25 protein-coding genes are annotated in these 26,440 nt (G+C 33.5%); 11 read left to right on the forward strand and 14 right to left on the reverse strand.

Annotated elements, in window-relative coordinates; translation table 11 throughout:
- The first annotated feature begins 13 nt into the window (after positions 1–13).
- Both proS and CAI20_RS04770 read left to right on the forward strand, forming a co-directional pair.
- The gene (gene proS / locus CAI20_RS04765; RefSeq protein WP_149168888.1) at positions 14–1,273 is read left to right on the forward strand and encodes a proline--tRNA ligase; all 1,260 of its coding nucleotides are present in this window, start codon (positions 14–16) and stop codon (positions 1,271–1,273) included.
- Positions 1,270–1,644 (forward strand): holo-[acyl-carrier-protein] synthase, encoded by a 375-nt coding sequence (locus CAI20_RS04770; RefSeq protein WP_010401163.1) that lies wholly within the window; start codon positions 1,270–1,272, stop codon positions 1,642–1,644. Before proS ends, CAI20_RS04770 begins: the two co-directional genes overlap by 4 nt.
- 52 nt (positions 1,645–1,696) lie before the next feature.
- Here the strand turns inward: CAI20_RS04770 and CAI20_RS04775 are convergent, their stop codons facing one another.
- The 5 genes from CAI20_RS04775 to CAI20_RS04795 all read right to left on the reverse strand — a co-directional run bounded on the left by CAI20_RS04775 (position 1,697) and on the right by CAI20_RS04795 (position 4,503).
- Positions 1,697–2,431, reverse strand: a complete 735-nt coding sequence (locus CAI20_RS04775; protein WP_006013937.1) for a hypothetical protein — start codon at positions 2,429–2,431, stop codon at positions 1,697–1,699.
- 58 nt (positions 2,432–2,489) lie between these two features.
- On the reverse strand, positions 2,490–2,879 hold the full coding sequence (locus CAI20_RS04780) for a phage tail tube protein (RefSeq protein ID WP_007302803.1): 390 nt from the start codon (positions 2,877–2,879) through the stop codon (positions 2,490–2,492).
- Positions 2,854–3,255, reverse strand: a complete 402-nt coding sequence (gene gp17 / locus CAI20_RS04785) for a tail completion protein gp17 (RefSeq protein ID WP_033445336.1) — start codon at positions 3,253–3,255, stop codon at positions 2,854–2,856. The genes CAI20_RS04780 and gp17 overlap by 26 nt, the downstream gene beginning before the upstream one ends.
- Before the next feature lie 336 nt (positions 3,256–3,591).
- Positions 3,592–4,122 (reverse strand): head-tail connector protein, encoded by a 531-nt coding sequence (locus CAI20_RS04790; protein ID WP_007302801.1) that lies wholly within the window; start codon positions 4,120–4,122, stop codon positions 3,592–3,594.
- A gap of 102 nt (positions 4,123–4,224) precedes the next feature.
- The gene (locus CAI20_RS04795; RefSeq protein WP_019236305.1) at positions 4,225–4,503 is read right to left on the reverse strand and encodes a hypothetical protein; all 279 of its coding nucleotides are present in this window, start codon (positions 4,501–4,503) and stop codon (positions 4,225–4,227) included.
- Between the two features lie 632 nt (positions 4,504–5,135).
- Between CAI20_RS04795 and dut the strand changes: the two genes are divergently transcribed.
- On the forward strand, positions 5,136–5,597 hold the full coding sequence (gene dut / locus CAI20_RS04800) for a dUTP diphosphatase (RefSeq protein ID WP_149168889.1): 462 nt from the start codon (positions 5,136–5,138) through the stop codon (positions 5,595–5,597).
- A 68-nt stretch (positions 5,598–5,665) separates the two neighbouring features.
- Complete coding sequence (locus CAI20_RS04805; RefSeq protein ID WP_007302798.1) at positions 5,666–6,343, forward strand: hypothetical protein; 678 nt, start codon at positions 5,666–5,668, stop codon at positions 6,341–6,343.
- Between the two features lie 99 nt (positions 6,344–6,442).
- Here CAI20_RS04805 and nusB read toward each other — a convergent pair whose 3' ends face one another.
- The 3 genes from nusB to yidC are packed head-to-tail and all read right to left on the reverse strand — an operon-like array spanning position 6,443 to position 9,040.
- Positions 6,443–6,925, reverse strand: a complete 483-nt coding sequence (gene nusB / locus CAI20_RS04810) for a transcription antitermination factor NusB (protein ID WP_006014794.1) — start codon at positions 6,923–6,925, stop codon at positions 6,443–6,445.
- Entirely contained in the window at positions 6,925–7,353 is a 429-nt protein-coding gene (locus tag CAI20_RS04815; protein WP_052264871.1) for a 6,7-dimethyl-8-ribityllumazine synthase, read from the reverse strand. Before CAI20_RS04815 ends, nusB begins: the two co-directional genes overlap by 1 nt.
- Positions 7,331–9,040 carry a membrane protein insertase YidC gene (yidC, locus tag CAI20_RS04820; protein ID WP_019236304.1) on the reverse strand — a complete coding sequence of 570 codons (1,710 nt, stop codon included), beginning with the start codon at positions 9,038–9,040 and terminating at the stop codon, positions 7,331–7,333. The genes CAI20_RS04815 and yidC overlap by 23 nt, the downstream gene beginning before the upstream one ends.
- Positions 9,041–9,153: 113 nt before the next feature.
- On the opposite strand from yidC, the gene CAI20_RS04825 reads away from it, so the two are divergent.
- Positions 9,154–9,678 carry a TIGR02281 family clan AA aspartic protease gene (locus tag CAI20_RS04825; RefSeq protein ID WP_007302795.1) on the forward strand — a complete coding sequence of 175 codons (525 nt, stop codon included), beginning with the start codon at positions 9,154–9,156 and terminating at the stop codon, positions 9,676–9,678.
- Between the two features lie 5 nt (positions 9,679–9,683).
- Here the strand turns inward: CAI20_RS04825 and secF are convergent, their stop codons facing one another.
- Both secF and dnaA read right to left on the reverse strand, forming a co-directional pair.
- Complete coding sequence (secF, locus tag CAI20_RS04830; RefSeq protein WP_007302794.1) at positions 9,684–10,559, reverse strand: protein translocase subunit SecF; 876 nt, start codon at positions 10,557–10,559, stop codon at positions 9,684–9,686.
- Positions 10,560–10,716: 157 nt separating this feature from the next.
- Positions 10,717–12,099, reverse strand: coding sequence for a chromosomal replication initiator protein DnaA (gene dnaA, locus CAI20_RS04835; protein WP_012481713.1), 1,383 nt, complete (start codon positions 12,097–12,099; stop codon positions 10,717–10,719).
- A 326-nt stretch (positions 12,100–12,425) separates the two neighbouring features.
- Between dnaA and CAI20_RS04840 the strand changes: the two genes are divergently transcribed.
- Entirely contained in the window at positions 12,426–13,163 is a 738-nt protein-coding gene (locus CAI20_RS04840; RefSeq protein ID WP_007302792.1) for a type I glutamate--ammonia ligase, read from the forward strand.
- A gap of 3 nt (positions 13,164–13,166) precedes the next feature.
- Here CAI20_RS04840 and CAI20_RS04845 read toward each other — a convergent pair whose 3' ends face one another.
- The gene (locus tag CAI20_RS04845) at positions 13,167–13,817 is read right to left on the reverse strand and encodes a hypothetical protein (RefSeq protein WP_007302791.1); all 651 of its coding nucleotides are present in this window, start codon (positions 13,815–13,817) and stop codon (positions 13,167–13,169) included.
- A gap of 161 nt (positions 13,818–13,978) precedes the next feature.
- On the opposite strand from CAI20_RS04845, the gene CAI20_RS04850 reads away from it, so the two are divergent.
- The 5 genes from CAI20_RS04850 to ubiA all read left to right on the forward strand — a co-directional run bounded on the left by CAI20_RS04850 (position 13,979) and on the right by ubiA (position 22,274).
- Entirely contained in the window at positions 13,979–17,053 is a 3,075-nt protein-coding gene (locus CAI20_RS04850; RefSeq protein ID WP_179951424.1) for an efflux RND transporter permease subunit, read from the forward strand.
- Positions 17,054–17,140: 87 nt separating this feature from the next.
- Positions 17,141–18,694 carry a transcription termination factor NusA gene (nusA, locus tag CAI20_RS04855; protein WP_149168891.1) on the forward strand — a complete coding sequence of 518 codons (1,554 nt, stop codon included), beginning with the start codon at positions 17,141–17,143 and terminating at the stop codon, positions 18,692–18,694.
- A 7-nt stretch (positions 18,695–18,701) separates the two neighbouring features.
- Positions 18,702–21,023: a translation initiation factor IF-2 gene (infB, locus tag CAI20_RS04860; RefSeq protein WP_149168892.1), complete on the forward strand. Its 2,322-nt coding sequence runs from the start codon at positions 18,702–18,704 to the stop codon at positions 21,021–21,023.
- Positions 21,024–21,032: 9 nt separating this feature from the next.
- The gene (locus CAI20_RS04865) at positions 21,033–21,383 is read left to right on the forward strand and encodes a ribosome-binding factor A (RefSeq protein ID WP_017532600.1); all 351 of its coding nucleotides are present in this window, start codon (positions 21,033–21,035) and stop codon (positions 21,381–21,383) included.
- A 3-nt stretch (positions 21,384–21,386) separates the two neighbouring features.
- On the forward strand, positions 21,387–22,274 hold the full coding sequence (ubiA, locus tag CAI20_RS04870) for a 4-hydroxybenzoate octaprenyltransferase (RefSeq protein WP_007302787.1): 888 nt from the start codon (positions 21,387–21,389) through the stop codon (positions 22,272–22,274).
- Between the two features lie 500 nt (positions 22,275–22,774).
- Here the strand turns inward: ubiA and CAI20_RS04875 are convergent, their stop codons facing one another.
- Genes CAI20_RS04875 through ltrA form a run of 3 tightly spaced genes read right to left on the reverse strand, consistent with a single transcriptional unit; the run spans position 22,775 to position 26,089 of the window.
- On the reverse strand, positions 22,775–24,403 hold the full coding sequence (locus CAI20_RS04875) for an ankyrin repeat domain-containing protein (RefSeq protein ID WP_149168893.1): 1,629 nt from the start codon (positions 24,401–24,403) through the stop codon (positions 22,775–22,777).
- Positions 24,404–24,419: 16 nt separating this feature from the next.
- A complete protein-coding gene (locus CAI20_RS06790) occupies positions 24,420–24,545 on the reverse strand; it encodes a hypothetical protein (RefSeq protein WP_256365559.1) in 126 nt (41 codons plus the stop codon).
- Entirely contained in the window at positions 24,542–26,089 is a 1,548-nt protein-coding gene (ltrA, locus tag CAI20_RS04880) for a group II intron reverse transcriptase/maturase (RefSeq protein ID WP_149168704.1), read from the reverse strand. Before ltrA ends, CAI20_RS06790 begins: the two co-directional genes overlap by 4 nt.
- Positions 26,090–26,440: the final 351 nt, after the last annotated feature.

Here is a 26,440-nt window from a genome sequence, read left to right on the forward strand (position 1 = left end):
TCAGATTTATTAAATGCGTTTATCTCAATATTACCTGCCAACTTTAAAAGAAACCCCGGCTGGTGCTGAAATTATTTCTCATCAATATTTGTTACGTGCGGGCTTAATCAAGCAGACAGCATCTGGAATTTATTCTTGGCTGCCGCTTGGTCTTTTGGTACTTAAAAATATTGAAAATATTATCAGAGATGAAATTGGTGCAATTGAAGTGTTGATGCCTTGTGTGCAGCCAGCAAGTCTTTGGCGAGAGTCAGGACGTTACGATGATTACGGCAAAGAAATGCTACGTATTAAAGATAGACATGAAAGCGATATGCTTTTTGGTCCAACACATGAGGAGGTGGTAACTGATTTGATTAGAAATACGGTAAAAAGTTACAAAGATTTACCACTTTGTTTATATCAAATTCAGTGGAAGTTTCGTGACGAAGTAAGACCTCGTTATGGCGTTATGAGAGGCAGGGAATTTCTGATGAAGGATGCATACAGTTTTGATGTAGATTACGAAGGTGCACTGAATTCATATAATTTGATGTATAAAACTTACATAAAAATCTTCAAACGAATGGGGCTTACTCCAATTGGAGTGAGGGCAGATACAGGACCAATTGGAGGAAATTTAAGTCATGAATTTCATATATTGGCAAACACCGGTGAGAGCACTCTATATTATGACAATAAACTTTTTGAATTACTAGAAAGCGAAGATATTGAAAGCCTGAAGAGCATATATGCAGTTGCAGACGATATGCATGATCCTGAAAGTTGTCCTATAACGCAAGAACAGTTAAATGTTAGCAAGGGTATTGAAATAGGGCATATTTTTTATTTTGGTGATAAATATTCGAAACCTATGAAGGCAAGTGTTACTTCTCAAGATGGAAAAAATGTTAACATGCATATGGGTTCGTATGGTATTGGAGTTTCAAGGCTTGTTGGCGCAATAATAGAAGCTTTCCATGATGATAAAGGAATTATCTGGCCAGAGGCAGTAGCTCCTTTTAAAGTTGGTTTGATCAATTTACAAACAAAAGTAACGGAGGCTGCAGATAAAATATACAAAGCTTTGAAAAGCGATGAAGTGCTTTATGATGATACGGACGAAAGTGTAGGAGTGAAATTTGCCAGAATGGATCTGATAGGCTTGCCGTGGCAAATAATTATTGGAAAGAAAGCAGTAACTTCAAATATAGTTGAAGTAAAAAATAGAGCAACTGGCAAGGTAAAGGAAATACAAATTGAAGAAGCAATAAATTGTTTTAGCGCAAAATGATATACGGTATTGGCACTGACATAGTATATATACCCAGAATATTGAGAATATCACAAAAATACGGGGAAAAATTTCTCAATAAAGTCTATACTAAGAAGGAAATAGAGATAAGCAAAAAATATAATAGCCAAGAAGTAAGAGCAAAATATTTTGCTAAACGCTTTGCTGCAAAGGAAGCTTTTGTTAAAGCGCTAGGCACTGGATTCAGCCAAGGAATTATAATGAAAGATATAGAAATATACAGTACTATCAGGGGAAAACCACATCTTGCTATCACAAAGGATTTCATCTCGAAAGACTACAAGATACACCTTTCTCTAAGTGATGATCAAGATTATGCTACTGCGTTTGTTGTAATTTGCGTTGAGTAGATATTGTTTAGTACATATGATTTCAAAAATTTTTTTGAAATTATACTTTGACCTACACAGATCGACCTTTCTGTGAATCCTGGTTTCTGCTTTCTTCAACTTGTTTTGCAAAAGACGTCTCTTGTGTATTCATATGTTGAAGTGGTTTAGCAATTTCGCGCACAACAGCAGCAACTGCAGTTAAAAACGCCTTGAACAATCCACCTAAAACTCCACCAACTGCTTCTCTACCGTACATACGAGCTTGCTTTTCATTGTCATCAGCAGTTTCCCCTGCCCTCCTTCGTGGATCCATTCTATGAGCAATAACTGAAAACAACACCCCCCTAATTGAAGACTTCACTCGTGCTTTTGCCTTCTGAACATCCCCATCACTTGCTACTTCATGTTTTTCCCTACTATTCATTAGCTCCTTTTGTTGTTGAAAACTTAAGATCTCTTCCATCAGTTGTTTCTTTCTCTTTTCCAGAACTCTTTTCTTGGACTCTGATTTATCGCGAGTGTGTTTTGTGGTTTCAAGTTCTACATCAATATCCTCAGATGCTGCTTGGCTATATAAGGTTTCTATGAGCCTATCTATACTTCGCTTTACTTGCATAGTCCTTTCGTAACTATCTAAATTATCAACTCCTTCATCAATTTGACTTAAAATATCCTCGAAAGGTTTTAAATACTCTTTAAATTGCTCTTCGAGCTGATTTTCATTCTTCAAATTCCTTTCTCTTCTGTCATCGCTATTCTCTTCAACATTATCATCGCCTTCTTCGAAAAGATCCTCATCGTTCATAATTTTTTTTAATTTATTCCCACTTATTATTATTGTATATGAAAAAATTAAATTAACACTAATGAAAAGTGTTCACAACTTCAGCACTGGCTAAAACTACAGTGAAGCTGTCAAAAGTGGCAGGATCATAATATCTCTCATACAATTCAACCGAACACCTGAGTTTTATCTTCTCCTTAGCATTAAAACTAATCTCATAATCATTATTAGAGTTTAACATTGCAGAATTACGCAATAATTCATCAGCCAATACTGAATTTAAAATGCCATTAATTTTTATTGTAATCTTTCTACTTCCAGCACAATCAAGCACTTTTCTCCAGCCAAAAGAGGAAATATCTTTCATCTCCTCTTTGTTATTACGCAAAGTAAACCTTAAGTTTCGTATATTATTCAGCACAACAAAATTATTGTCATGACCTTTAATTTTCAGCTGTAATTTGCTCATCGCTACCTCCTTGTATTAAAATATCAAAATTAATTGTTGAATGTAAAACTTCATCATGCTGATTTATAACACAATTACTTTCCAAAATGGTCTCACTACTAATGCTCTTTACCACCAAGCCAACATGCTTTATAGCAGCAAGCATGCTGCTTATATGATAAGTATATATGTCGCATGAAAATCTTACTTTTGTAGCAAAATTAGATAGCATATGCAGGTTAACATAATTTACTATGCGCAATCTCAGATAAGGAATAGTAACCTGCTTAGGCAGGTAATCATAGATGTTAGTAACATATTTCTTTAAATCAGAGTTTGCTTTTAATGCTGCATAAATACTATCATACAACTCATTTATAATTTGAATTTTTTCCATCTCACAGATACGTTTACGAAGATTGCAATTTGCAGGTACAACAGATGGTATCATCCTAGTGCTTACTGCACGAACATTATCTGTCAAGAAGATGTCATCCCATCCCCAGACACTGGTTCACTTTATAATGATGTCGTTCCAGTAGCTCTTTCTTGTAATCCCAGTACTGGGATCCAGGAATTTTATTAAGTTGGTAAGCATAAAAGTAGCCGTTTTATTTTAAAATACAACGTTTTGATGATCATGAAAAAACTGGATCCCAGTACTGGGATGACATCGAAGGGGCTACTCGGATGACACCATCTGTTGTATCTGCTATTGAATGACAAACAGGAACTACAAAACAACCTTTGGTTCGCGAAATGGAGAATACACCTTCTTTACCTCAGATAAATGGCTACTTACTTCTGATTCACGATTTTTATAGAGAGCAGAAACATGCTGTATAATACCTAGCTTTATTTGCTCAGGAACACTATCATAACCAGCTTCATATACAACATCAGCCCTTATTATGTTCAAATAATTGAAAAATTCAATATAGCTTCCTATATCACTAAAATAATAACTAAGTTTTCTATTCTTATCAGTAGCCAATATTATTTTATTCACAGGACCATAGCTTAAATAGATTCTACGAGGTATATAACCTTCATATGAAACTTGCCACGTTTGCTTTACTAGAGACTTTTCCATATGCCACTGAGCATAATCAGTTGCCATAAAAATAAAACTTGAAATCAACTTATCATCTTGATCATTTTCAATTCGTAAAAAAGATTTAACCTCTCCTAAAGTTACTGGAAAAGATTTAGGCTTAGACTTACGTTGTATATTTATGATTGGATACTTTAGTCTTGTTGACATAACAACCCTCCTTTTCTATATATAGCTAAAATAAGTAAGACTTATCTATAAAAAATCTTACTTATTTTAGTTATCACTTAATATTAAATTGCAGCAGCAACTCTATCGTACAAGTATATTGAGAAGAGAACGTATTAACGCTGTTTCTCCTTTTTTTAGGCCGGATTTTAGTAGATTGACATTCTGAGAATGAATGTTATTGAAAGTGAAGTTTAGCTCTTTAGCAAGTAGACTGCGAAATTTCTGCACACTTTCATATGCGATGTTTTCAAGTTCATGTGCAAACTTATCTTGAGCTACAGCTGATATGTCTTCAACTTTCTCATTGAACTCTTCTAGCTTTCTTTCCTTACCTTTAAAATTTTTCGTAAAAGTTTTCATATTAATTGGCCTCAACTATTCTTGTAATTATAATGACAATAAAAAGACTACCGAAGTAAAAAATTAGCACTACAATACTGCAAACAACAGCAGCACACCAAACCGGTTCACTTTATAGCGTAAATTCAAGTATGTCATTCAAGTAGCCCTTTTTTGTCATCCCAGTGCCCAGACACTGGGATCTAAGTTGCTCACAAGCAAACTAGCATAGAAAGGTGGTACAACGTTTTCGATGAGATTGCAGAAAGGCTGGATTCCAGCATCAAGTGCTGGAATGACACCCTCTATATAAACGTTAAGAAATTTACTAATAAAAAAAGGCAAAAGCGTTAGCTAGTTGTTACTCTCTCATCCTAAAAATTGGCGTTCTATACTGTATTTAAACATTTTATAAGCCCGCTTCAGCTTATATTAGGTAGAAATTGTTGTGAAGACATAAAGTGCACATAGCGGAAAGATTTATAAGACGCCAACTGTATAATACTTTTGTCGTTTAATCTGAACAGATTGAAGGTAATAAAACACTTTGAATTTTATAGTAAGGAAGCTGAAAGATTTGTCAAGTAGTTTTCTTATCTTTTACAGGCATAATTTACATGCTACAATCAAATTTTCATAACTGGTGAATAAAAATGCAAAGAGATAAAATTAAAGTAGAAATAAAAAAGTTATCACATGACAAAAGCTTGCCTCTTCCCTGTTATGCAACTATGCAGAGTGCTGGCATGGATCTTTATGCTGCATTGGACGACTCTGTTATTTTAAATCCACTTGAAAGGTTACTTATTCCAACTGGCATTGTAATTGCAATACCAAACGGTTTTGAAGGACAAGTTCGCCCACGTTCTGGGCTTGCTGCAAAACATGGAATCACTGTCTTAAATTCTCCGGGCACTATAGACTCCGATTATCGAGGTGAAGTTAAAGTTTGCCTAATCAATCTAAGTAATCAGCCATATGAAATAAAAAGAGGAGATAGAATTGCACAAATTCTTATCACTCCTGTACCTGAGATAATTTGGAACAACATAGAAGAATTCTATGCAAAAGAAACTGCTCGCAATGAAGGAGGCTTCGGCTCAAGTGGTAGATAATTTATTGTTTATAAGTTGACAATAATAATTCTTTACATACAACTTTAATTAATTTAAATGAGGCAATTATGTTAATTTTTAAAAACCACCGTGGCCAGCTCCACAAAACAAATACTGCACTTTTAGTACTTACTTCTCTGTATGTTATAGGCGCAGCAGTAGCACTTTCATCACCATATTTGATGTCTTCAACTTATATACTTGTTCCACTTGCAGCTTTTGCAGCTACACCACTTGGAATGAGTGTTTTAGCATTTGTTACTGTTGCACTGATTAGTTTAGCAATATATTCCTTCATGAAAAATAATGAAATATCTGAACTTAAAGCTCCGAGAATTGTTGCTGGTAGCTCTCAAAGATACCTGATGTTGCAGGTAACAAATAAAGATCTTGAATTTATTGAAAAGAACTATAAGAACGAAAATGGTGAATATACTATAGATTTTACTAACTCAAAAGGCGAAGTATTCAAAGCTGAGAGTTATGGTCAGATCAGATATATTGGTAATCCTGATCCAATCTTGCTTGGCAACACTAAACTCCTTGATATACATCAGCTATACAAGAAGAAAGGGGATAGTACATTTGAACAGATAAATTGTGGACAGGAGTTAAAAACGTTAGGTTTAAACGTTGAAGAAAATAATGTTCAAGAACTAACCATCGAATTTGTGCCAAGCTCAATTGTTAAGTCACCAAAAGTTGAACACGAAAAGCCAGAAAGATTATTAATCAGCCAAGTATAAAAGGAATAAGTCTTCCCTTCATTTTTTAGTGTTAATGACTTAAACTTATTGTAGAAACTGTCTCAAAAAATAGATATTCACATACTTGTAAGAAATTTGCTAAGGATTTTTATTTAGTCTGACTGCATCCTTTACCTTATCTAACAACCCATTAATAAAGCCAATTTTGTTTGGAGCATCAAGTAAATCAGATGCAATGTTAGTATATTCATTAATAACAATTGGTGCTGGTGTATCAAAATCAATTAACTCACATACTGCAATACGCAAAATAGATAAGCTTATAAGATTTAATCGTGAAAGTGACCAGCTTGGGTGTAAATAAGACTCTATTATTTTATCATATTCTTCACTGCTTTTTATAACCTTACATAACAAGTTTTCTAAGAACTGATGTTCAAATTCTTCACATTCAAATATATCTTTCAACGTACTTATGTAGTCCTTAAGCTCACAATTTTCCAATTTAAAAGTGCTTTTGTTGTAACTTACAAAAATATTTGAATAAGCAATTTGTACAGCAAGAAATCTTGCCGTACTTCTTTTTATGCGCCACTTTTTATCTACTGGTTTTTCCTCCATTATTTTAATTTATTGTGTAGATCTATCATATGCAAAACAGTTGAGGCTGCATGGCCACCAACGTTCTTTTTATTTTTGTCAGCTCTAATTAGTGCTTTATCTTTGCTGTCAGCGGTAATTACGCCCATACCAAGGGGTATTGCATAATGCATAATAACTTCATTTAAGCCTTCGATTACTCCTTTACAAACGTATTTATAATGATCAGTTTCACCGCGAATCACGCACCCAAGAGCTAAATAACCGTCATAATTAGCATTCTTGCTTTTTACTGCAAAGAGAATTGTAGCTGGTATCTCAAATGCACCAGGAACTTCAATTATGTCATAGCTTGCATGACTTTCTTTTAATCTATCGACTGCACCTTCAAGCAAAAGGTTCGCTATTTCGGTATAATAAATTGAATTAACTATTAGTATTTTCGACATTTATCCCGACTTTTCTTGTTAAGAAGAACTTTATTAAGTATTGTTGAACCAGAGTTATAATATTACTAAATATCCAATATATTACCAGGCCGGCAGGAAAAGAAGAAAAAATAAAGACGGAAATGTAAGGTAAAAACTTCATAACATTTACTTGAATATCATCTTTACTGGTTTGATCTTTCTCACTTAGCTTCTGCTGAATTATCATGGTAGCGCCGAAAATTATAGGTAAAATGCCTATAGAAATAGGAAAGTTATAATTAAACAACCCAAATAATGTAAAAATGTTTGTTGGATCAGAAGCTGAAAGATCCTTAATCCATAAATAAAAAGGGGCGTGTCTCATCTCTATAGTAACAAATAATACTTTATACAGAGCAAAAAATACTGGTATTTGTATGAGCATAGGGAAAATGCTCGACATTGGATTTACATTGTTTCTCTTGAACAACGCAATTGTCTCTTTGTGCTGCTTTAAGCTGTCATTTTTGTACAACTCTTTTATACGAGTTAATTCAGGCTGCAGGCTTTTCACCTTGAACATCGAAATATATGATCTATTAGATAAGGGAAGCATCAAAAGTTTGATTACTAAAGTTAGCAATAATATTGCTAAGCCAAAATTTTTCAAAACAAAGTTAAAATATTCAAGCAGTAAAAACACCGGCTTGGTTATAAAATAAAGAACACCAAAATCTACAGCCTTATCAAACAAAGGTATATTGAGAGTGTCTTTATAAGAATCAAGTAAATTCAATTTCTTTGCCCCAGCAAAAAAGTAGTTCAGAGTAGAAACACTTGCACCAGGGAGTATGTGTTTGTAAGGTTTAACAAAATCTACTTGAAACTTATCAATGTTATTAACATTCGTATGCTTAATACTTACATTTATTTGATCAGATTTTTCAGGTATGATAGCTGTAAACCAATATTTATCAGCAAAACCAAACCAACTTTTTTCACTTGTGCTGGCCTTTATTAAACGTTTCTTGGAAATATCCTTATATGTCCACTCCTCTAGTTTATTGTTAAATGCACCTAGTACTCCTTCATGTGATATCCAATAGGATTCGTTAATATTATCACGTTTACGATTGATTTTACCATAGGGAACCAAAACTACATTATCTTTTGTATTGTTTTCAATAATTTGCTCAACTTTAAACATGTAGTTATCGTCAAGGCTAATTTTCATTCTAAATAAAATGCCATTTTCATTATCCCAAAATAAATTGACCTCTTTTTGATTGAGTTTATCTGCTTGCCATACTGTTTTAGAATCTGGAACTTTAATCTTTTCATTCGGATCGAGCCACCCAAATTCTGCGAAATATACATCTTTTGATTCTGCAGGTGACAGTAACACCACTTGTGGAGAAGAAGAACTCGGTTCTAAGTGGTAGTTAGTTAAGATTAAGTCATCAAACCTTGCACCTTTCAGAGAAATTGATCCTTCAAGCATGTTATTGGTTAAATTAACTCTCTGTTCTCTAGTAGAATTAATAATTTCAGAACGATTTTGGTATATCATAGGAGCAAGGTCGTTAGAAGATTCGATATGTTCAATATTTTCAATCGATGGTTGGCTTTGGCTCGTGTTAAGAAAATTATCATAAATAATATGCCATAATACTATAATCAATATAGAAAGAATTGTTGCTAAAATTAAATTTTTTGCTTCTGACATGAAATTAAATCGAACATACCTCCTTAAAGTATATATTAAATATTGTACTAAAACAATAAAATTTACTTATTTTTAATAATAGCTTTTAACGCTAATCTTAAAAATTTACTCTTATGGCTTCAAATTTTAATAATATGAATGCAGCAAAAAATCTAGTTATTTGGCTACTGATAATAGTCATTACTGCAATGTTTATTGATTCACAAGGGGATAAACTAAGCAATAGGTTTCTGAGCACTTTTCTACCGTACAAAGGAAGGGTTCAAAATGGCGGAAGTATTGAATTTACAAAGTCATACGATGGACACTTTTATATTCAAGCTCAAGTCAATGATCGTAATATAACGTTTTTGCTTGATACCGGAGCAACTGATATTGTTCTATCGCAAAAAGATGCGTTACATGCTGGTATTAACTTACAAAACATTCAAGACTTTAAAATATATGAAACTGCAAAAGGTCAAATAAAAGCTGGTGTTGTTCACATCCCTCAAGTTAAAATAGGAAATTTTTTAATTAATGATGTACACGCTAGTGTTAATACTCACTCTATGTCCCATTCATTACTTGGTATGAGCTTTTTGAGATATTTTCATTTCACTATTAGGGATAATAAGCTAATATTATATCGTAGTTAAACGTTCTATACTCTACTTATCAACGCTCTGCAGGTCAATATAGGAGCAGAGATAAATATTGCGGAACAGGTGCCGATTGCAATGCCAAAAGAAATGATTAAGCAGAAGTCTCTGACCACACCTGTACAAATCAGCACTAAAGGAAGAGCAGCAAGAAGAGTAGTACCTGAAGTTAACATAGTACGAAATAGTGTAGAATTAATGCTAGCATCAACTATTTCATCCATTTCTACATCTTTTCTATTTTTTTTATACTCTCGAATCCGATCGTATATAACCACTGAATTATTGATTGAATAGCCAATCACGGTAAGTAGAGCTGCAACTGATGAAATATTAAACTCAATACTCGTTAAGCTGATAAAGCCAAGAGTTAAAATCACATCATGGATCAGTGCCATTATTCCACCAAGTCCACACTGCCAGCTAAATCTAAGCCAAACATAAAAAAATATTCCAATAATTGCAATTAACATGGCTGATATCCCTTCAAATATCTGCGTTGAGCCTATTTGTGGACCAACATAATCTATTTTACGATAAGTTACTAAATTACCTAATTTGCTTTCTAATATACTTTTAACCTTTTTAATTTTATCTTCATCTCCCTCATCTTTAAACCGCACAACTAAGTTATCACCAGCTTTTGAACTCTGTATCGTAAATCCACTCTCTTTTAATATACCGAGAATAGCATCATCCTTGCTTGAAGATTTTATCTCTATCAAAATTCCACCTGTAAAGTCTATACCCAAATTCATTCCACGCAGCATAAAAGTAAGCATTGAAAAAATGATAAGAATAACGCTAACAAGTGCTGTCAAATTTCTATATTTACTAAATCTTATATCAAGATTATCTGGAATAAGTCTAATTGCCATATTTCCTACTTAAATTGTGATTTTATATACTTTTTAAGCAATCGACTAGCTATTTTCTCTTAGCTTATACTAATAATGATCTTTGATTTACTTAATCTACTTGAAAAAGATATTTGATCAAAAAAATGAAAACAGCCTGGTTGTCATTAATAAAGTGCTACTTAAACATCTTTTTTAATCGATTGATTTCATCAGCAAATTTTGGGTCAGTTCTTATGAAATTTTCCACTTGTTTGACTGCGTGTATAACAGTAGCATGATCTCTACCACCAAAATTTCTTCCAATATCTGGTAAACTTTTTTGCGTAAACTTCTTTGCGAAATACATAGCTATTTGTCTCGGCCTCGCAAGACTGCGGAGCCTTCTATTAGATTGCATATCTGCAATCTTTATATTGAAAAATTCAGCTATTTTTTTCTGTATTTCTTCTATTGTGATTGACCTATGATTTGACCTAAGAAGATCAATTAGGGTCTCACTAGCTGATTCTACTGTCATGCTTCTTCCAATTAAAGAGGTATGAGCAACCTTATTTAATGCTCCTTCTAGTTCTCTTATATTGGATTTTATATTCCTTGCCAAAAATTCTAGGACATCCTTTGGAACATACATATTCATTCGTTCCACTTTCGCCTGCAATATACCAAGTCTTAATTCAAAAGTTGTTTCATTAATATCTGCAACTAATCCCCAACCAAGTCGTGATTTTATTCTTTCTTCTACTCCATCAAGATCACTAGGAGACCTATCAGCTGATATAACCAATTGTTTATTTTGGTCTATCAATGCATTGAAAGTGTGAAAAAATTCTTCTTGTGTACTATCTTTACCACTGATAAATTGCACATCATCTACCATCAATACATCTACTGATCTAAATTGCTCTTTAAATAACATAATATCTTTGCTCCGCAGCGCCGTAATATATTGATACATAAATTTCTCTGCTGATAAATATACCACTTTTCTTTTTGCTGACGGAGAATTGACTATGTCCCAAGCTATAGCATGCATTAAATGTGTTTTACCAAGTCCCACTCCACCATATAGAAATAAAGGGTTGCTTCCTGATATTGGATCTATAGATTCCGCTACACGCTTTGCCGCTGTAAATGCTAACTCATTTGACTTTCCTACCACAAAATTATCAAAAGTGAATCTGGTATCTAGTGGTGAACCAAGATTATGATTATTTTCCTCTCTATTTTTTAGTATCGTATTAGAATTTGAATTTCTTTCTTCAATTAATTGAATATCAATAGAACATACACTTTGATCTTCGCTTTGCCATAATGACAATATTTTTTCCATGTAGTGAACTGTAATCCACTCCTTTATAAATCTTGTTGGTACAGACAACAAAACTTCTCCATTTCTGTTGCTGATAAATCTTAGTGAACTCAGCCAGCTGTTATATGTTGCTTCTCCATAGAGATTATGGAGATAATTTTGGATTTTTTCCCAAGTAACATTGTGGTCCGTTACTGTAATAATCTGATCAAAAAACATAGTAGAAACCTTAGGGTTAGTTAAGTTCATATACCACACCAAGAAAGAATAATAATCAGAAAGATGCAAGATAATCAATAGCTTACTGTAAGATAAAAAGCTAACACTACTTAATACATATCTAAAATTATGAGGATTTTTTGACGAGTTGTAAAGAGTATAAAAGCACTAAAATTGATCATTTTTTTGAAATAAAAACAATCAATTTGTAAATGTCGCTTGTACCGAGGATTAGAAGTATGTTATTAAAAAATAGTAATATATTATGTATAAATAAGATATTAAATTTACTGATAAATAAGTAAAGTACTTGTATAAATATAGATGATTTAGTATAAATTTATTGAAGTAAATTTGTGATTATATTAAGTAATTTGAGTCATAATACTGTATTCGGTATTGAACTGGAGTTTTACACTGAGGGAATAAAAAAAGAATATTTATTTCTGAATAGCATCAAAAATAAAATAGCTTCTCTTGGATTTTTTTGTGAGAAAGAGAGTTCTTTAAACCAATACGAGATAAAAAGTGATTGTTATACGAGTCCTGATAATTTAATTATGCATTTTGAGTTAGTAAAAAAATTACTGATTGGAACAGCACAAGAGTTCGATGGTAATGTTTCTTTTAAAGCAAAACCTTATTTGGATAGAGCAGGCAGCGCACTAAATGTACATGTTAGCCTCATGGATTCAAATAATAATAACTTATTTTATGGCAATAAGCAAAAATATAGTGACCACCTGATTCACAGCATAGGTGGATTATGTGCAATGATGAAAAAACATATGTTGTTTTTTGCTCCAAATGATGATTCATATTTAAGATTTCAGTACCCAGATATTCATACTCCAACTACGATTAGTTGGGGAGTGAATAACAGAACTGCTGCGATAAGAATTCCCTATTTTGGCAACGATTCCAAAAGATGCCGCCTAGAGCACCGTGTTCCTGGAGCAGATTGTAACCTTGAAAAAGTACTCACAGCAATAATTGAAGGTATAGTTTTTGGTATAGAGAACAAAATTGCTCCGCCAAATAGAGTGTATGGCATTGCATCTGATCCTCAATATAAGATGGAGAGTTTGATATAGCAACTACCTGTTAAACCCTAACCCATTAAACTCCTTTGAGGTAATTGGCCATTCTAGCACTTTCCTCACATCATTATTTACATTCCCATACTGTAATAGCAAGTCTGCAGCAGATAGTTTCTGCGTACTTTTAGATGATCCAAGCCCTATATTGGTAAGGTTGCTCGGTGGCTGCTCAGGAAGTGGATTACCAAGTGCATCCATGTGTTTAGGTAAAGGTTCCATAACAATATTTGTAGCACTAGAAACGAAATGACTATCTGTAGTATCAGCACTTTTAGAAAGTGAATTACCTTTGAAATCCATATGTTTAGGTAGTCCATTTTTCATTTCTTCTTCTGCTCTTTTATTTTTTAATTCTTCTTCTAGCTCAGTTTCAGTTCTTTTTGGTTCTTTTACGGTATCTTTTTCTTCACCTTCATCAACACTGCTATACCCTTCATCTTCTGACATATCATCAGTTTTAACAGACTTAGGTCTTGCTTTATTAAGCAATGAAAGTAATGCGTAAGTAACTGCAGCAGCAGTAACTATAATGGCTATCTTTGCAGCAATGTGAATCATTGTTAAAAATACTAAAGTTGATGAAACACCAACCAACCCAGATACGATCGCTTTATTCTTGCCTTCTATCACACTTAAAACTGCTACCACAATAATCCCTCAAATACCATACTAAAGTCATATTATATAGAAATTTTCTTACGCTTGCAAAACTGTAAAAATTTTAATCATTTACATAAAGCTATATGAGGATTAATTAATATATAATTTATCTTAGCTATAATATGATATAAATACGTATAATGTTTGGCATGAAAAGCTTACTTGTAGAGAGGAATAGAACAGTAATATTATTGCTTATCGTGATTTTTACCTTCGGCTCATACACTTATATAAAGATGCCAAGAGAAAGCAATCCTGATATACAGATTCCTATAATTAGTGTATTTGTCGGGTTTCCTGGTATTTCTGTCGAGGATAGTGAAAAGCTATTAGTGCTTCCTATAGAAAATGAACTAAGATCCATCGAAGGTGTAAAAGAATTGAGAGCTTTTGCAACTAATGATGGTGCTCACATGATAATCGAATTTAGAACAGAGTATAATAATAAAGAAGTGCTCGATAATGTCCGTTCAAAGCTTTTAAACATAAAATCAAAATTACCTATTGAAGCAGAATCTCCGATAATCAATGAAATAGACTTGAGCTTATTTCCGATACTAAACGTTGGCTTGATTGGTAATTTGCCGGAAAGAACTTTAACTGAAATAGCACGCAAACTAAAGAAAGAAATAGAATCTCTGCCAAATGTTCTTAAAGTTGAAGTAGCAGGTATGCGTAAAGAAACAGTGGAAGTTATAATTGAGCCCACAGTTCTAACAAAATATAACATTCAATCAAATGAGATATTTCAAGCTATATCAAACAACAACAGATTGGTAGGAGCCGGATCACTAGAAAATGATACCGGTAAATATTCGATTAAAATATCAGGGTTATTAAAAGACATAGAAGATATTATGAATATTCCTATTAGATCTCAAAGTGATGCAGTTTTGAGAATCAAAGATATAGCAAAAGTATACCTTGGGTTTGAGGATCACCAAGGATTTGCTCGTATTAATGGACTACCTAGCATTGTACTAGAAATTTCAAAACGTAATGGAAAAAACATAATAGACACGGTAAATCAAGTAAAATACTTAATGGACAAAGCAAAAGATCAATTACCTGAAAATTTAAAAGTAGTTTATTTGAATGACCAGTCAAAAAATGTACGTGATGTGCTTGACGACTTGGAAAATGGTATAATATTTGCCGTATTACTAATATTAACCATAATAATGCTCTTTATGGGAACAAGGGCTGCTATTCTTGTTGCACTATCAATACCTGGCTCCTTTCTAATAGGAATAATGGCTCTTTACCTCATGGGTATTACTCTAAATATAGTTGTGCTCTTCAGTTTAATTATGGCAGTTGGCATGCTGGTTGATGATGCAATTGTAATCAGCGAATATGCTGATAGAAAGATGATTTGTGGCATGGATAAAGTAGAAGCCTTTTGCACCTCAGTTCATGATATGTTTTATCCAGTTTTATCATCAACATTGACTAAATTAGCAGTGTTTTTCCCTCTGTTACTCTGGCCCGATACAGTCGGTAAATTTATGCAGTACATACCAATTACAATAATTCTAACTTTAACTGGATCGCTAATTATGGCTTTGGTTTTTATACCAACACTTGGTGCAATATTTGGTAAACCTTCAATAACTTCAAAAAAAGAAATAATAAGAATGAGTGCTATAGAAAGTGGTGAGGTAAAAAATACTGGGCTTATAATAAGAACTTATGTACGTATGTTAGAGAAAGTCTTAGATCACCCCAAAAAATTTGTATGTGTTGTTGTGTTTGTTTTATTTTTGTCTAGTATATTATATTTTACTTTTGGTCCTGGATTAAAGTTCTTTCCGAATGTAGATTCAGATAACATTTTAATCAGCGTTAAAGTAAAAGAAAGCTTATCAGCCAAAGAACGAGATTTGATACTTAAGAAAGTAGAAGAACGTATTTTGGGTGTTGAAAAGGAAATTTATGTTTTTTATGCTCGATCAGGAAAATTTTCAGACAACGTTATTGCCAAAATTCAATTGGAACTTGTAGATTGGCGCTGCAGGCGCAAAGCTACGCAAATACTAAATGATATAAGGAGTAGTGTACAAAACATAAAAGGAGTAATAATTGATGTACAGGAACAAAAGTCAGGACCATCAGCTGACAAGCCAATACAAATTAACTTAAGCGGAAGTGCATCCAACTTGAATTCAGTAGCAGAGAAAATCCTAAAAATTATGGACCAACCTTCATCTGGATTTATAAATATTCAAGATAGTAGATCAGCACCTGAAATAGAGTGGAATATGAGTATTGATAAGAGTAAGGCTACAAGCTCTGGAGTAAGTGTTGCAACCATCGGTGATTTTATAAAGATGGTTACAAATGGAGTATTAATTGGAAAATATAGACCAAATAACACAGATGAAGAAATTGATATTGTACTACGCTTTCCCAGAAAGAATCGCAACATGAAAACTATAGATAACCTTTTTATTAATACAGCAAATGGACCATATTCTATGAGTAGCATAGTGAAATACGTTCCCGAAAAAAAGGCAAATAAACTAAGTAGGATTGATGGATCACGCACAGTAACAATCTCTGCTGACGTTGATACTGGCTATCTTGTTGATGAAAGAGTTAAGTTCATTCAAAATTCGATTACTCAAGACTATAGTAAAGGAGTAAAGATTGATTTCAAAGGTGATAAGGAAGATCAACAAAAATCAGGAGCATTTTTATTAAAGGCTTTTATATTAGCAATTACATTGATGATATTGGTGCTAGTGGCACAGTTTAACAACATATACTATACATTTATCGTAATGACAGCAGTGTTTTTATCAACAACATGTGTATTTTTCATTTTCTTTCTTATTCAGAAAGTTTTTGTAGTTGTCATGTGTGGAGTGGGGATAATTGCTTTAGCAGGAATTATAGTGAATAATAATATACTATTGCTTGATGCCTTTCATCAGCAAATTAAGGTGCGCAAAAATAACATTAAGCAATGTATAATAAACGCTTCAATTTCTCGCATCAGGCCAATACTACTTACCGTTGCAACTACAGTTCTTGGTTTAATACCGATGATTACTAGGTTAAATATCAGTTTTTTTACGCTACAAATCACATATGATGCTCCATCAAGCCAGTGGTGGGTTGATATTTCAGCAACCATAGCAAGTGGAATATTGGCTGCAACGGTCTTAACTTTATTCTTTACTCCGGCATTGCTTATCATACAAAGACATGAAAAAACTTGACTTAAATTAGCAATCATTTAACATTTAAGATAGCGTTCTTTACCTGTTGAAGCTATAATTATAACTAATTAAATTGGATTTATTTATATGATTGCTAATCGTAAAAGCAGTGTTAATCAGAAAGGCAACAAGAATAACATAGTTGGAAGCCTTGATGTAATAAAAACAGCGGGAGAGCTCTCACTTCAAAAAGGTTTGGATTTTAATATTATAATAAATGCACTTAAAAGTGCTATCGAAGCAGTAGCTCAACAAAAGTATGGTAGCAAAAGTAAAATTGTAGTTAATATAGATAGAAACACAGGCAAAGTTACCTCATATAGACAACTAAAAGTCATTAATGATGAATCAAATGAAAATGAGTGTGACTTAATTAAGTTGACACAAGCTAAGTTAATAAAAGAAGATGCAAAAGTTGGAGATACTATTAGTGAATTGATTTCTCTTAACACTGATCTTGTTTCAGCAAGAATTGCCCAGCAAAAGATTTCTGAAATAATCAAAAATGAAGAGTTAAAAAAGCAATATGAGGAATTTAAAGATAAGGTAGGAGAAATGAGGTATGGCATCGTTAAACAAGTAGAATATTCAGATCTTATTATAGACATAAACGGAATTGGAGCATACCTCCCTTTACGAAACTTAATTGGTGGTGAGTCATTTCGTGAAGGCGATAAGGTTAAAGCTTACATACAGGCTGTTAAGCGCTCTGACGATGGACGTCAAATCATTCTTTCTAGGACTCATGAAGGCTTTTTAGAAGCATTGTTGAATCAAGAAGTACCAGAAATTGCTGACGGATTGATAACAATTAAAGGTATAGCTAGAGACGCTGGTTCAAGATCTAAAATTGCTGTTTTTTCATCTGATAGGAATATCGATCCAGTAGGTGCTTGCGTTGGAGTTAAAGGAGATAGAATAAAAACTATTATACACGAATTAAACGGTGAAAAAATCGACGTCATACATTACTCATCAGATTTGGGTCAATTTGTTATTAAAGCCATTACTCCTGCAGAAGTATCAAAGGTCATTATTGACGAAAATGAAAATTGTATAGAGTTAATAGTTGCTGAAGATCAATTGAGTTTAGCTATAGGAAAAAAGGGTCAGAATGTAAGATTAGCTTCAGAGCTTGTTGGATGGAAAATTGAGATATTAAGCACTCAGCAAGAATCAGAAAGAAGAAATAAAGAATTTAGTCAATGTTCAGTTTTATTTGCTGAAGCTTTAAACTTAGAAGAGATTATGGGCCAATTATTGGTAACAGAAGGTTTTTCAAGTGTAGAAGATATATCTAACACTTCAATTAAGGAACTTGCTTCAATAGAGGGCTTCAATGAAGATATTGCAAATGAACTTCATAATAGAGCAAATAATTACCTGAAAGCAGAGAATGATAGAAAAATAGAAGAGCTAAAAAATTTAGGTATGGAAGACGATGTAATCAACTTAGCCTTATCAATAGATAATAAAATTGCTCTTAGTAAACATAATATTAAAACTTTAGAGGACATAGCAGATTTATCAAATTATGAGTTTTGTAGCATACTCTCTTCCTCAACTAATAATAAAGACAATCTAAAAGATACAGCAGATTTAATAATCATAGAAGCACGTAAAAAGCTTGGATTAATATAAAAACAATATGAATAATGAAGATATCAGTAATAAAAAATTAACCCTACAAGGCTTAAGCAAGCTTAAATTAGACATTAATTTGAACTCTTTAGATAGTCAAAGTACTGGTACTACAATAGTAAAAAAAAGAAGAAAAATTCATTCTGCAGAAGAATATAGTTTATTTGACGAGAGTAAATTAGGCTCTTTAACTAAAAAAGAACAAATTTCCCGCATTAATGCTGTACAGAATGCTACTTTGCTGAAAGAAAGGAATCAGAGAGAACAAGAAGAGAAAATAAAAAAAGAAGAAAGCAATCAAGAAGTTGAAGATAAAAATGAATCACACTCTGTACCTAAAGAAATAAATAAGGAAGTTTTAAGTAATACTAACTCAGTTGAACAAAAAGAAGATAGTATTGAATATGAGAACAATGATAAAAAGTCTTTTAAAGCTAGCAAAGATATATACTCTAAGCATTCTAAGCTAGTAATTACACAGGCAATAGATGAAAGAAATGAATACCTCCCTGTATTTAAGCAAAAATTTGGTATAAGAAGTAAACAATCAAAGTTTACTAAGGGTAAAAATATATCAAGAGAAGTTATTATACCAGACAAAATAACTATCAGGGAGTTATCTATTCGTATGGCAGAAGATAGCAAGAATGTGCTAAAAATGCTCAAAGAAGAAGTTGGGGAGAGCTATAGAGTAGATGATCTAGTAGATCCAGATATAGCATGCGAAATAGCAAAAAAATTTAGTCATACGGCTAAACGAGTAAGTGATGCTGATAAAGAAAAGAATTTACTCTTCATAAGCAACAGAGAAAACTTACCTAAAAGACCAAAACCACCTATCGTTACTTTTATGGGACATGTGGATCATGGTAAAACATCATTGCTTGATGCATTTCGTGAATCCAATGTTGCAGAAAGAGAGTCAGGTGGCATCACTCAACATATAGGTGCTTATCAATTAACGACAAAAAATAAGCAAAAAATTACTTTCATTGATACACCAGGGCATGAGGCATTTACTGCAATGCGTGCACGTGGTGCCAATATTACTAATATAGTTGTGATAGTAGTTGCAGCTGATGATGGAATCATGAAACAAACAGTTGAAGCAATAAACCATGCAAAAGCAGCAAATGTCTCTATTATAGTTGCCATTAATAAAATTGATAAATCACAACCTGGCGATGTAGAAAGAATAATTAATAGTTTGCCTCAGTATGACCTCATCCCCGAAGAACTTGGTGGTGATGTTATAATTGTGCCAGTATCAGCAAAAAAGAAAATCAACTTAGATAAACTAGAAGAGGCAATTTTATTAATTGCCGAATTAATGATGCTAGAAGGGATAGAGGGTTGTCGAGCACTTGGATGGGTAATAGAGTCTAAAATAGATAGAGCTAAAGGAATATCAGCTACATTAATAGTTGAAGAAGGAACATTAAAGATTGGTGACATATTGGTAGTTGGTACAACATACAGCAAAGTACGCAGTATGGTTAATCACCTTGGTCAAAGAGAAAAAGCGGCACTACCCTCTACTCCAGTTGAAGTCACTGGTCTAAACGGTGTACCAAATGCTGGAGATAAATTTGTTGTTGTAAACTCTGAAAGGCAGGCTCGTGAAATCGTTGAATACAGGTTGGAATTGATCAAGAAAAAGAAAGAAGATTTAGACGAAAATAATTTAGATATATTCAGTCGTAATGATAGTGAAACAGAAGAACTATCTGTAGTTTTAAAGTGCGATGTAACTGGTTCTATTGAAGCAATATCAAGTTCAATTGATAAGCTTGGTAAAGACCAAGTGAAATTAAATATTCTACACAAAGCAGTAGGAGGAGTAACAGATTCAGATGTGCTGCTTGCAGAAGCATCAAGCGCAGTAATTTTAGCTTTTAATGTAAAAGTGGATTCAAAAATAAGAGAATTAGCAAAACAAAAAGGTATAGAAATACATACTTACAATATAATATATGAGCTTATTGAAGACATGAGGATGTATCTAACTAAAATGTTAAAGCCTGTTACACGAGAGGTTCGTGTTGGTTCTGCATCTGTAAGGCAAATATTTAATGCATCCAAAGCCGGTAATATAATTGGATGTTATGTCACTGATGGAGTTATAAAAAAAGATTCTTTAATTAAGGTAGTACGTGGCAGCAAATTGGTGCATGAAGGAAAGTTAAAAGCACTACGTAGATTTAAAGATGACGTTAAAGAAGTAGGTGTAAACTTTGAATGCGGAATATCGCTAGAGGGTAATATCGATATTAAAGTTGGAGACATTTTGGAAGCTTATCAATTAGTGCAAGAAGAAAGGACGTTATAGTAGTTGAATATGAAAAAGGAAATTAGAAACCTAAAAGTAGCATCGGTATTACACAGGGCAATATCAAAAGTCTTAATGGAAGGTAATGTTCTTAATGAAAAAGTAGTAGTATCTGATGTAAAGCTAAGCAAAGATTTGAAGAAAGCAGATGTATATATTGTGTTATCTTCATTAAACACCCAAAATGATAATGATGATATCAGCACTGTTGTTAATGAAATGAACCAATCTGCATGGTCAATACGTAAATCTATATTGTGTTATGTTGATTTGCGATTTATACCTGAGTTAGTTTTTAAGCCTGATTTAGCATTCGATAATTTTGTCAATGTAAGCAAAATATTACATAATCACACTTAATTAATGTATTTCAACCATTATTTCTCATTAATGAGAATACACAGTTTAACAGGTTTATGGCTTGTGCTATTTTCTAGCTTAAGCGGCATTCTTTTAGCCTCAACTTCTCTATCGTATCAGGCTCTTTTTCTCCTTGTTTTGTTTACTATAGGTGCATTTTTAATGAGACCCGCAGGGTGCATAATCAATGATATCTTCGATAGAGAAATAGATGCGCACGTTGAACGAACAAAATATAGGCCACTTGCAAGTGGTGCATTAAACATAAAGCAGGCTTTGGCTTTACTTTCACTGTTACTGTCTATTGCCCTGGTAATCTTATTATTAACCAATAAAACTACTCTTATACTTGGAATAATTTCAATGTGCATGATAGTTATCTACCCCTTGCTAAAGCGTTACGTTTGGTGGCCACAATTGTTTTTAGGGTTTACTTTCAACATGGGATCACTCATGGGTTCAGCAGCAATAACAAACCAGATTAGCATAGAATCCTTGCTATTTTATATAGGATGCGTCTTTTGGACGCTTAGTTATGATACTATATACGCTCATCAAGATAAAAAAGATGATGAGAAATTAGGAATGAAATCTACTGCATTATATTTTGGCAATACAACAAAATCTTGGTTGAAAAGATTTTATTTAATATCCTTAATGGCATGGTTGTACGCTGGTATACTATCATCATTAAATAACATCTTTTATATTGCTTTACTTGCCATAGGATTCATATTTCACCACCAACACAAAAATTTCAATCCAGACGATTCTAATCAATGCATGTCCATATTTAAAAATAATTCCCAGATAGGACTCCTGCTCTTTTTCGGTATCCTTTTAGATAGAATTCTAAATTCTACTTTTGTATCCGTTCAGATGCATGGCTAATGTGTAAATATCGAAGCAAAAATGGTGTCATTCCAGTGTCAAGTACTGGGATGACAGAGAAAGTATCATATTGAAATGACACCATTTATTTCTATGGCTGTCTTTTCTATCTTATTTTGTCACCCTGCTGAACGGATTCTACTTTTTAGAACATATCTTGAAAGGAAATCAGGAAGATAATATGATAGGATCAGTAAAAAATATATCCAGGTGATGTAAGTGACAAAGAATGGAAATTTCTTGAGCCAAGAGTTGCACAAGGTGTGGCCAAGAAAGCACAAAATAAGAACAATTATTAATGTTATACAATACATAATGAAAGGTATTTGCCAGTAGAGCAAAAGATTTTCCTCTATGGAAGACAGTGTATGATTATTTTTTTAGGTGGCGTAATAGTCACACATTGCTTGAATGCATACAAAACAAAGGCTGGTGTGCCCATTGATGTTATAAGATCAAATTACCAACCTTTTACTACATGAAATCAAAAAGCTAAGGAATTAAGCCTTACCTTGATTTATTAAACCTCTATCCTGAATTAAATGACCTTGAACAGAAGTATTACTTAAATAACTTTGAGGCTCTAAGTTTATTTGCTGTTCTTCAACTTCTAATGTACTATCTCTATTGTGTAATATCTGCTCTATTGATTGATTTACTATTAAATCTAGTTCCTTATTAAATATAACCATAAATTTGTTAAACTTCTTTGGACTTAACTTACCTGTTTCTCTATCGTGGCATGCTTGCTCTACATATGAGTTTAAAACTCCTGAAATGTCATTAAACTTACCACCCGTGATTTTTGCAGTAACCTCTTTCTGCATTTCTACAAAATCAATATTTAACCGATGCATTGATATCCCACTTTTTAATGCAGCTTGCTCTACTACTTTCTCAAATTCCTCTATAATATTTAATGCATAGCCCTGTGCTTCTAATGGTGATATAGACTGAACTACTGTGGAAATATACTTCTGACCTGTGATTTTCCTTATAAATACATCTAATAAAAGAAGTATACCGTTGTTATCAATACCTTGAACTGTAATAGCTTTAGAAGGTTCCATACTTATAGCTGCCTTAAAAGGAGAAGAAACAAACTGAAAAATACCTTTAATAGTATCTACCGTAGTGTAAGCAAAAATATTGATAAATGAAGATGGCTTACTTGTTCCGCTTGTAACTCCTATTTTATTAGGACCTATCTTATCATTTTGCAACGAATTTTCATCTTTTTGTGCAATACTGCGGCGATTATGGACACGTGTTGATAGGGAGCTGCTTTCTTCTTGTAAATTAAGATGTTGGGTGATTTCTTCATTTCTTCTTATTCTTTCTTCTAGAAGGTTTCGTATTTCTAAGCTGTTTTCTTCATTAAGCGTATTTGCCATGGCTAAAGCTCCTCTAGCATCAACATAATCACTTTTATCAAGAATGAGCTTAACTATATTTAAATTACCATAAGCAGCTGCAAAGTGCAAAGATGTCCAACCATCTTTATTTTTAGCGTTAACGTCAGCATGATTACTTATAAGAAATTTAGCTACTTCTAAATGACTGCCTTTAACAGCCCAATGCAAAGGAGTATTGCCATTATTGTTCTTAGCATTAATATCAGCTCCTTTCTCTATAAGCTCTTCTACTGTACTTAACCTACCATAACTTGCAGCCCAGTGTAAAGGGATATTACCATATTTGTTTCTTTCATTAACATTAGCTCCTTCCTTTATGAGCTTTTCTAATACATCTAAATGACTATTTTTAGTAGCCAAGTGCAAAGGAGTATCGCCATTACTGGACTTAGCATTAATATCAGCCCCTTTCTCTATAAGCTTTTCTATTACACTTAAGCTACCATAACCTGCAGCATAGTGCAGAGGGACATTGTCATATTTATTCTTCTCATTAACATTAGCCCCTTTCTCTATAAGCTTTTCTACTATATTGACATTCTGATTAAGAGCAGCCCAGTGCAGAGGAGTAGCGCCATGATTATTCTTAGCATTAACATCAGCCCCTCCCTCTATAAGCTTTTCTACTACCTGTAATTTATCTGCAAGAGCAGCTAAGTGCAGAGGAGTATTGCCTCTACTGTCCCTAGCATTAACATCAGCCCCTTTATTGATAAGATCTGCAACTAGACTAGGTCAGGTAAGGAAGCAGTATTACTACTACCCCTCCCTTAGAAACGCAGCATGCAGGTTTCCCCACACTACGCTTGAGCCCCTTATCTAAGTTCTTCTTTTCTAGAACCGGCTTGTCCTTCATGATTCCTCAGGAAACATCATTCTTAATGGTGACACCAACAGTAGAGAACCTTCTCTTGAGAAAGAGCTTGCTAACATTCTTGTTCGTTTCACTCTCTCATCAAAATACTTTTTCCATTTTAAGTCAAGGGGATTTGCATCCGCTCTGATTTTAACATGTCGTCTGATAGGTATATCAATCAGCTTAAGCAGTCTTAAATACCGTATCTCTTTTGGTTTGTTCTTGCATATGGGTGCAGCAAAAACCCATTGGCGTTGACCCATTACTTTGAAGTAACGATTCTTTATCCAACGTAATCCTTTACGAGGATGTCTTTTCTTTGCCCATTTCCATAAACTATGCCAAATTTCATTGTCGATCTTTCTAAACGCTTTTTTAGCACACACATGGTGATAGTAATTTCCCCATCCTCTCAGTAGAGAGTTGAGTGACTTAATTACTATAGCCTGAGTGTTCGCTATATTTGCTTTTATCAATGTACGTGCTTTATTAAGAAGTCTTTTAATACTTTCTTTCGAAGGTTTAATAATTAACTTCTTATTATATCTACGTACATTACAACCAAGAAAGTCAAACCCTGTTGTGATAGATGTAATCTTTGTCTTCTCTTCTGACAGAATTAAACCTCGCTCATGAAGAAAAGATGATACTAAAGGCTTAACTTCCTTTTCCAGTACTTCATGTGTGAAACCTGAAATAATAAAGTCGTCTGCGTATCTGATTACATTCACTCCACTTCTGATTTTGTTTCTTTTTCTACTGCCGAGTTTACCAAATCGACTTTCCAATAACTTTTCAAGTCCGTTTAAGGCTAAATTGGCTAGTATTGGAGAAATTATACCACCTTGCGGGGTACCTGCAGTTGTGGGATACAGAGTTTTTGATTCTAGGAAGCCAGCTTTTAACCAACTATGCAGAATTTTTTTCTCCATAGGAATATGCTTCATAAGCCATTCATGATTAATGTTGTCAAAGCATCCTTTGATATCACCTTCAAGTATCCATTGTAGTTGATTACGACTTGCCAGTAACAAATGACAAGCTACTGTAGCATCTGCACAGGATCTTTTAGGTCTAAAGCCATAGGAGTGACGATCACTGATCGTTTCAGCTATCGGTTCCAGAGCAAACAGATATAATGCTTGCATGGCTCTATCTTTTATCGTGGGTATTCCAAGAGGTCTTCTTTTGCCATTAGATTTACTGATATAAATCCGTTTTAGCGGAGAAGGTTTATATCCTCTTTGCTTTAACTGCTTTATTCCTTGAAATTTAGCATTGCAAGTTGACCATAGTTGACGATCTACACCTGCTGTGGTTTTTCCTTGGTTTTCAGTTACTCTCTTAACAGCCAAAGCTTTTCCGCTAAAAGAGCGTGTGAGAAGATGTTGTAAAGCTTTTACCTTACCCCATCTTCCTTCTTGGACAGCCTTAACAATACGTCTTTGTAGCCTCACAATAACTTTCTGGCATTTCTTCCATGGCAATTGCTTCCATGCTTCAAAGCTTTCGGTAGATGCACTTACGGGTTTACTTGTAATCATCTGCTTTCCTACCTTAAGTGGTTAACAAAGTTTCTTGTCACGAGGGACCAAATGGAAGTCTGCTCGTTTTCACGCGAATTAATGTTACAAATTCTATCCATTTCGTTACAAAATGGCATTCGCTTTCTCCATTCTCCTTTACCTGCACTTCCATCAGCATTCCTTGCGGTTTGCTTGCCATGTAGGCGAAAATACAGGCTTACCCTGTTTCTCCAGTCATACAACAGTGGGTTAGGTGGCTTCTCTATACCGGTGGAGTTATTATTTGCGTACATCTAGAAATGAAAAATGTAACTTATCCACATTACCTTTTGGTCAGAGCTTATCAGCATCTTTAGCTCTTTCATCGTA

The sequence above is a fragment of the Wolbachia endosymbiont of Chrysomya megacephala genome (assembly GCF_008245065.1).
Classification (GTDB): Bacteria; Pseudomonadota; Alphaproteobacteria; order Rickettsiales; family Anaplasmataceae; genus Wolbachia.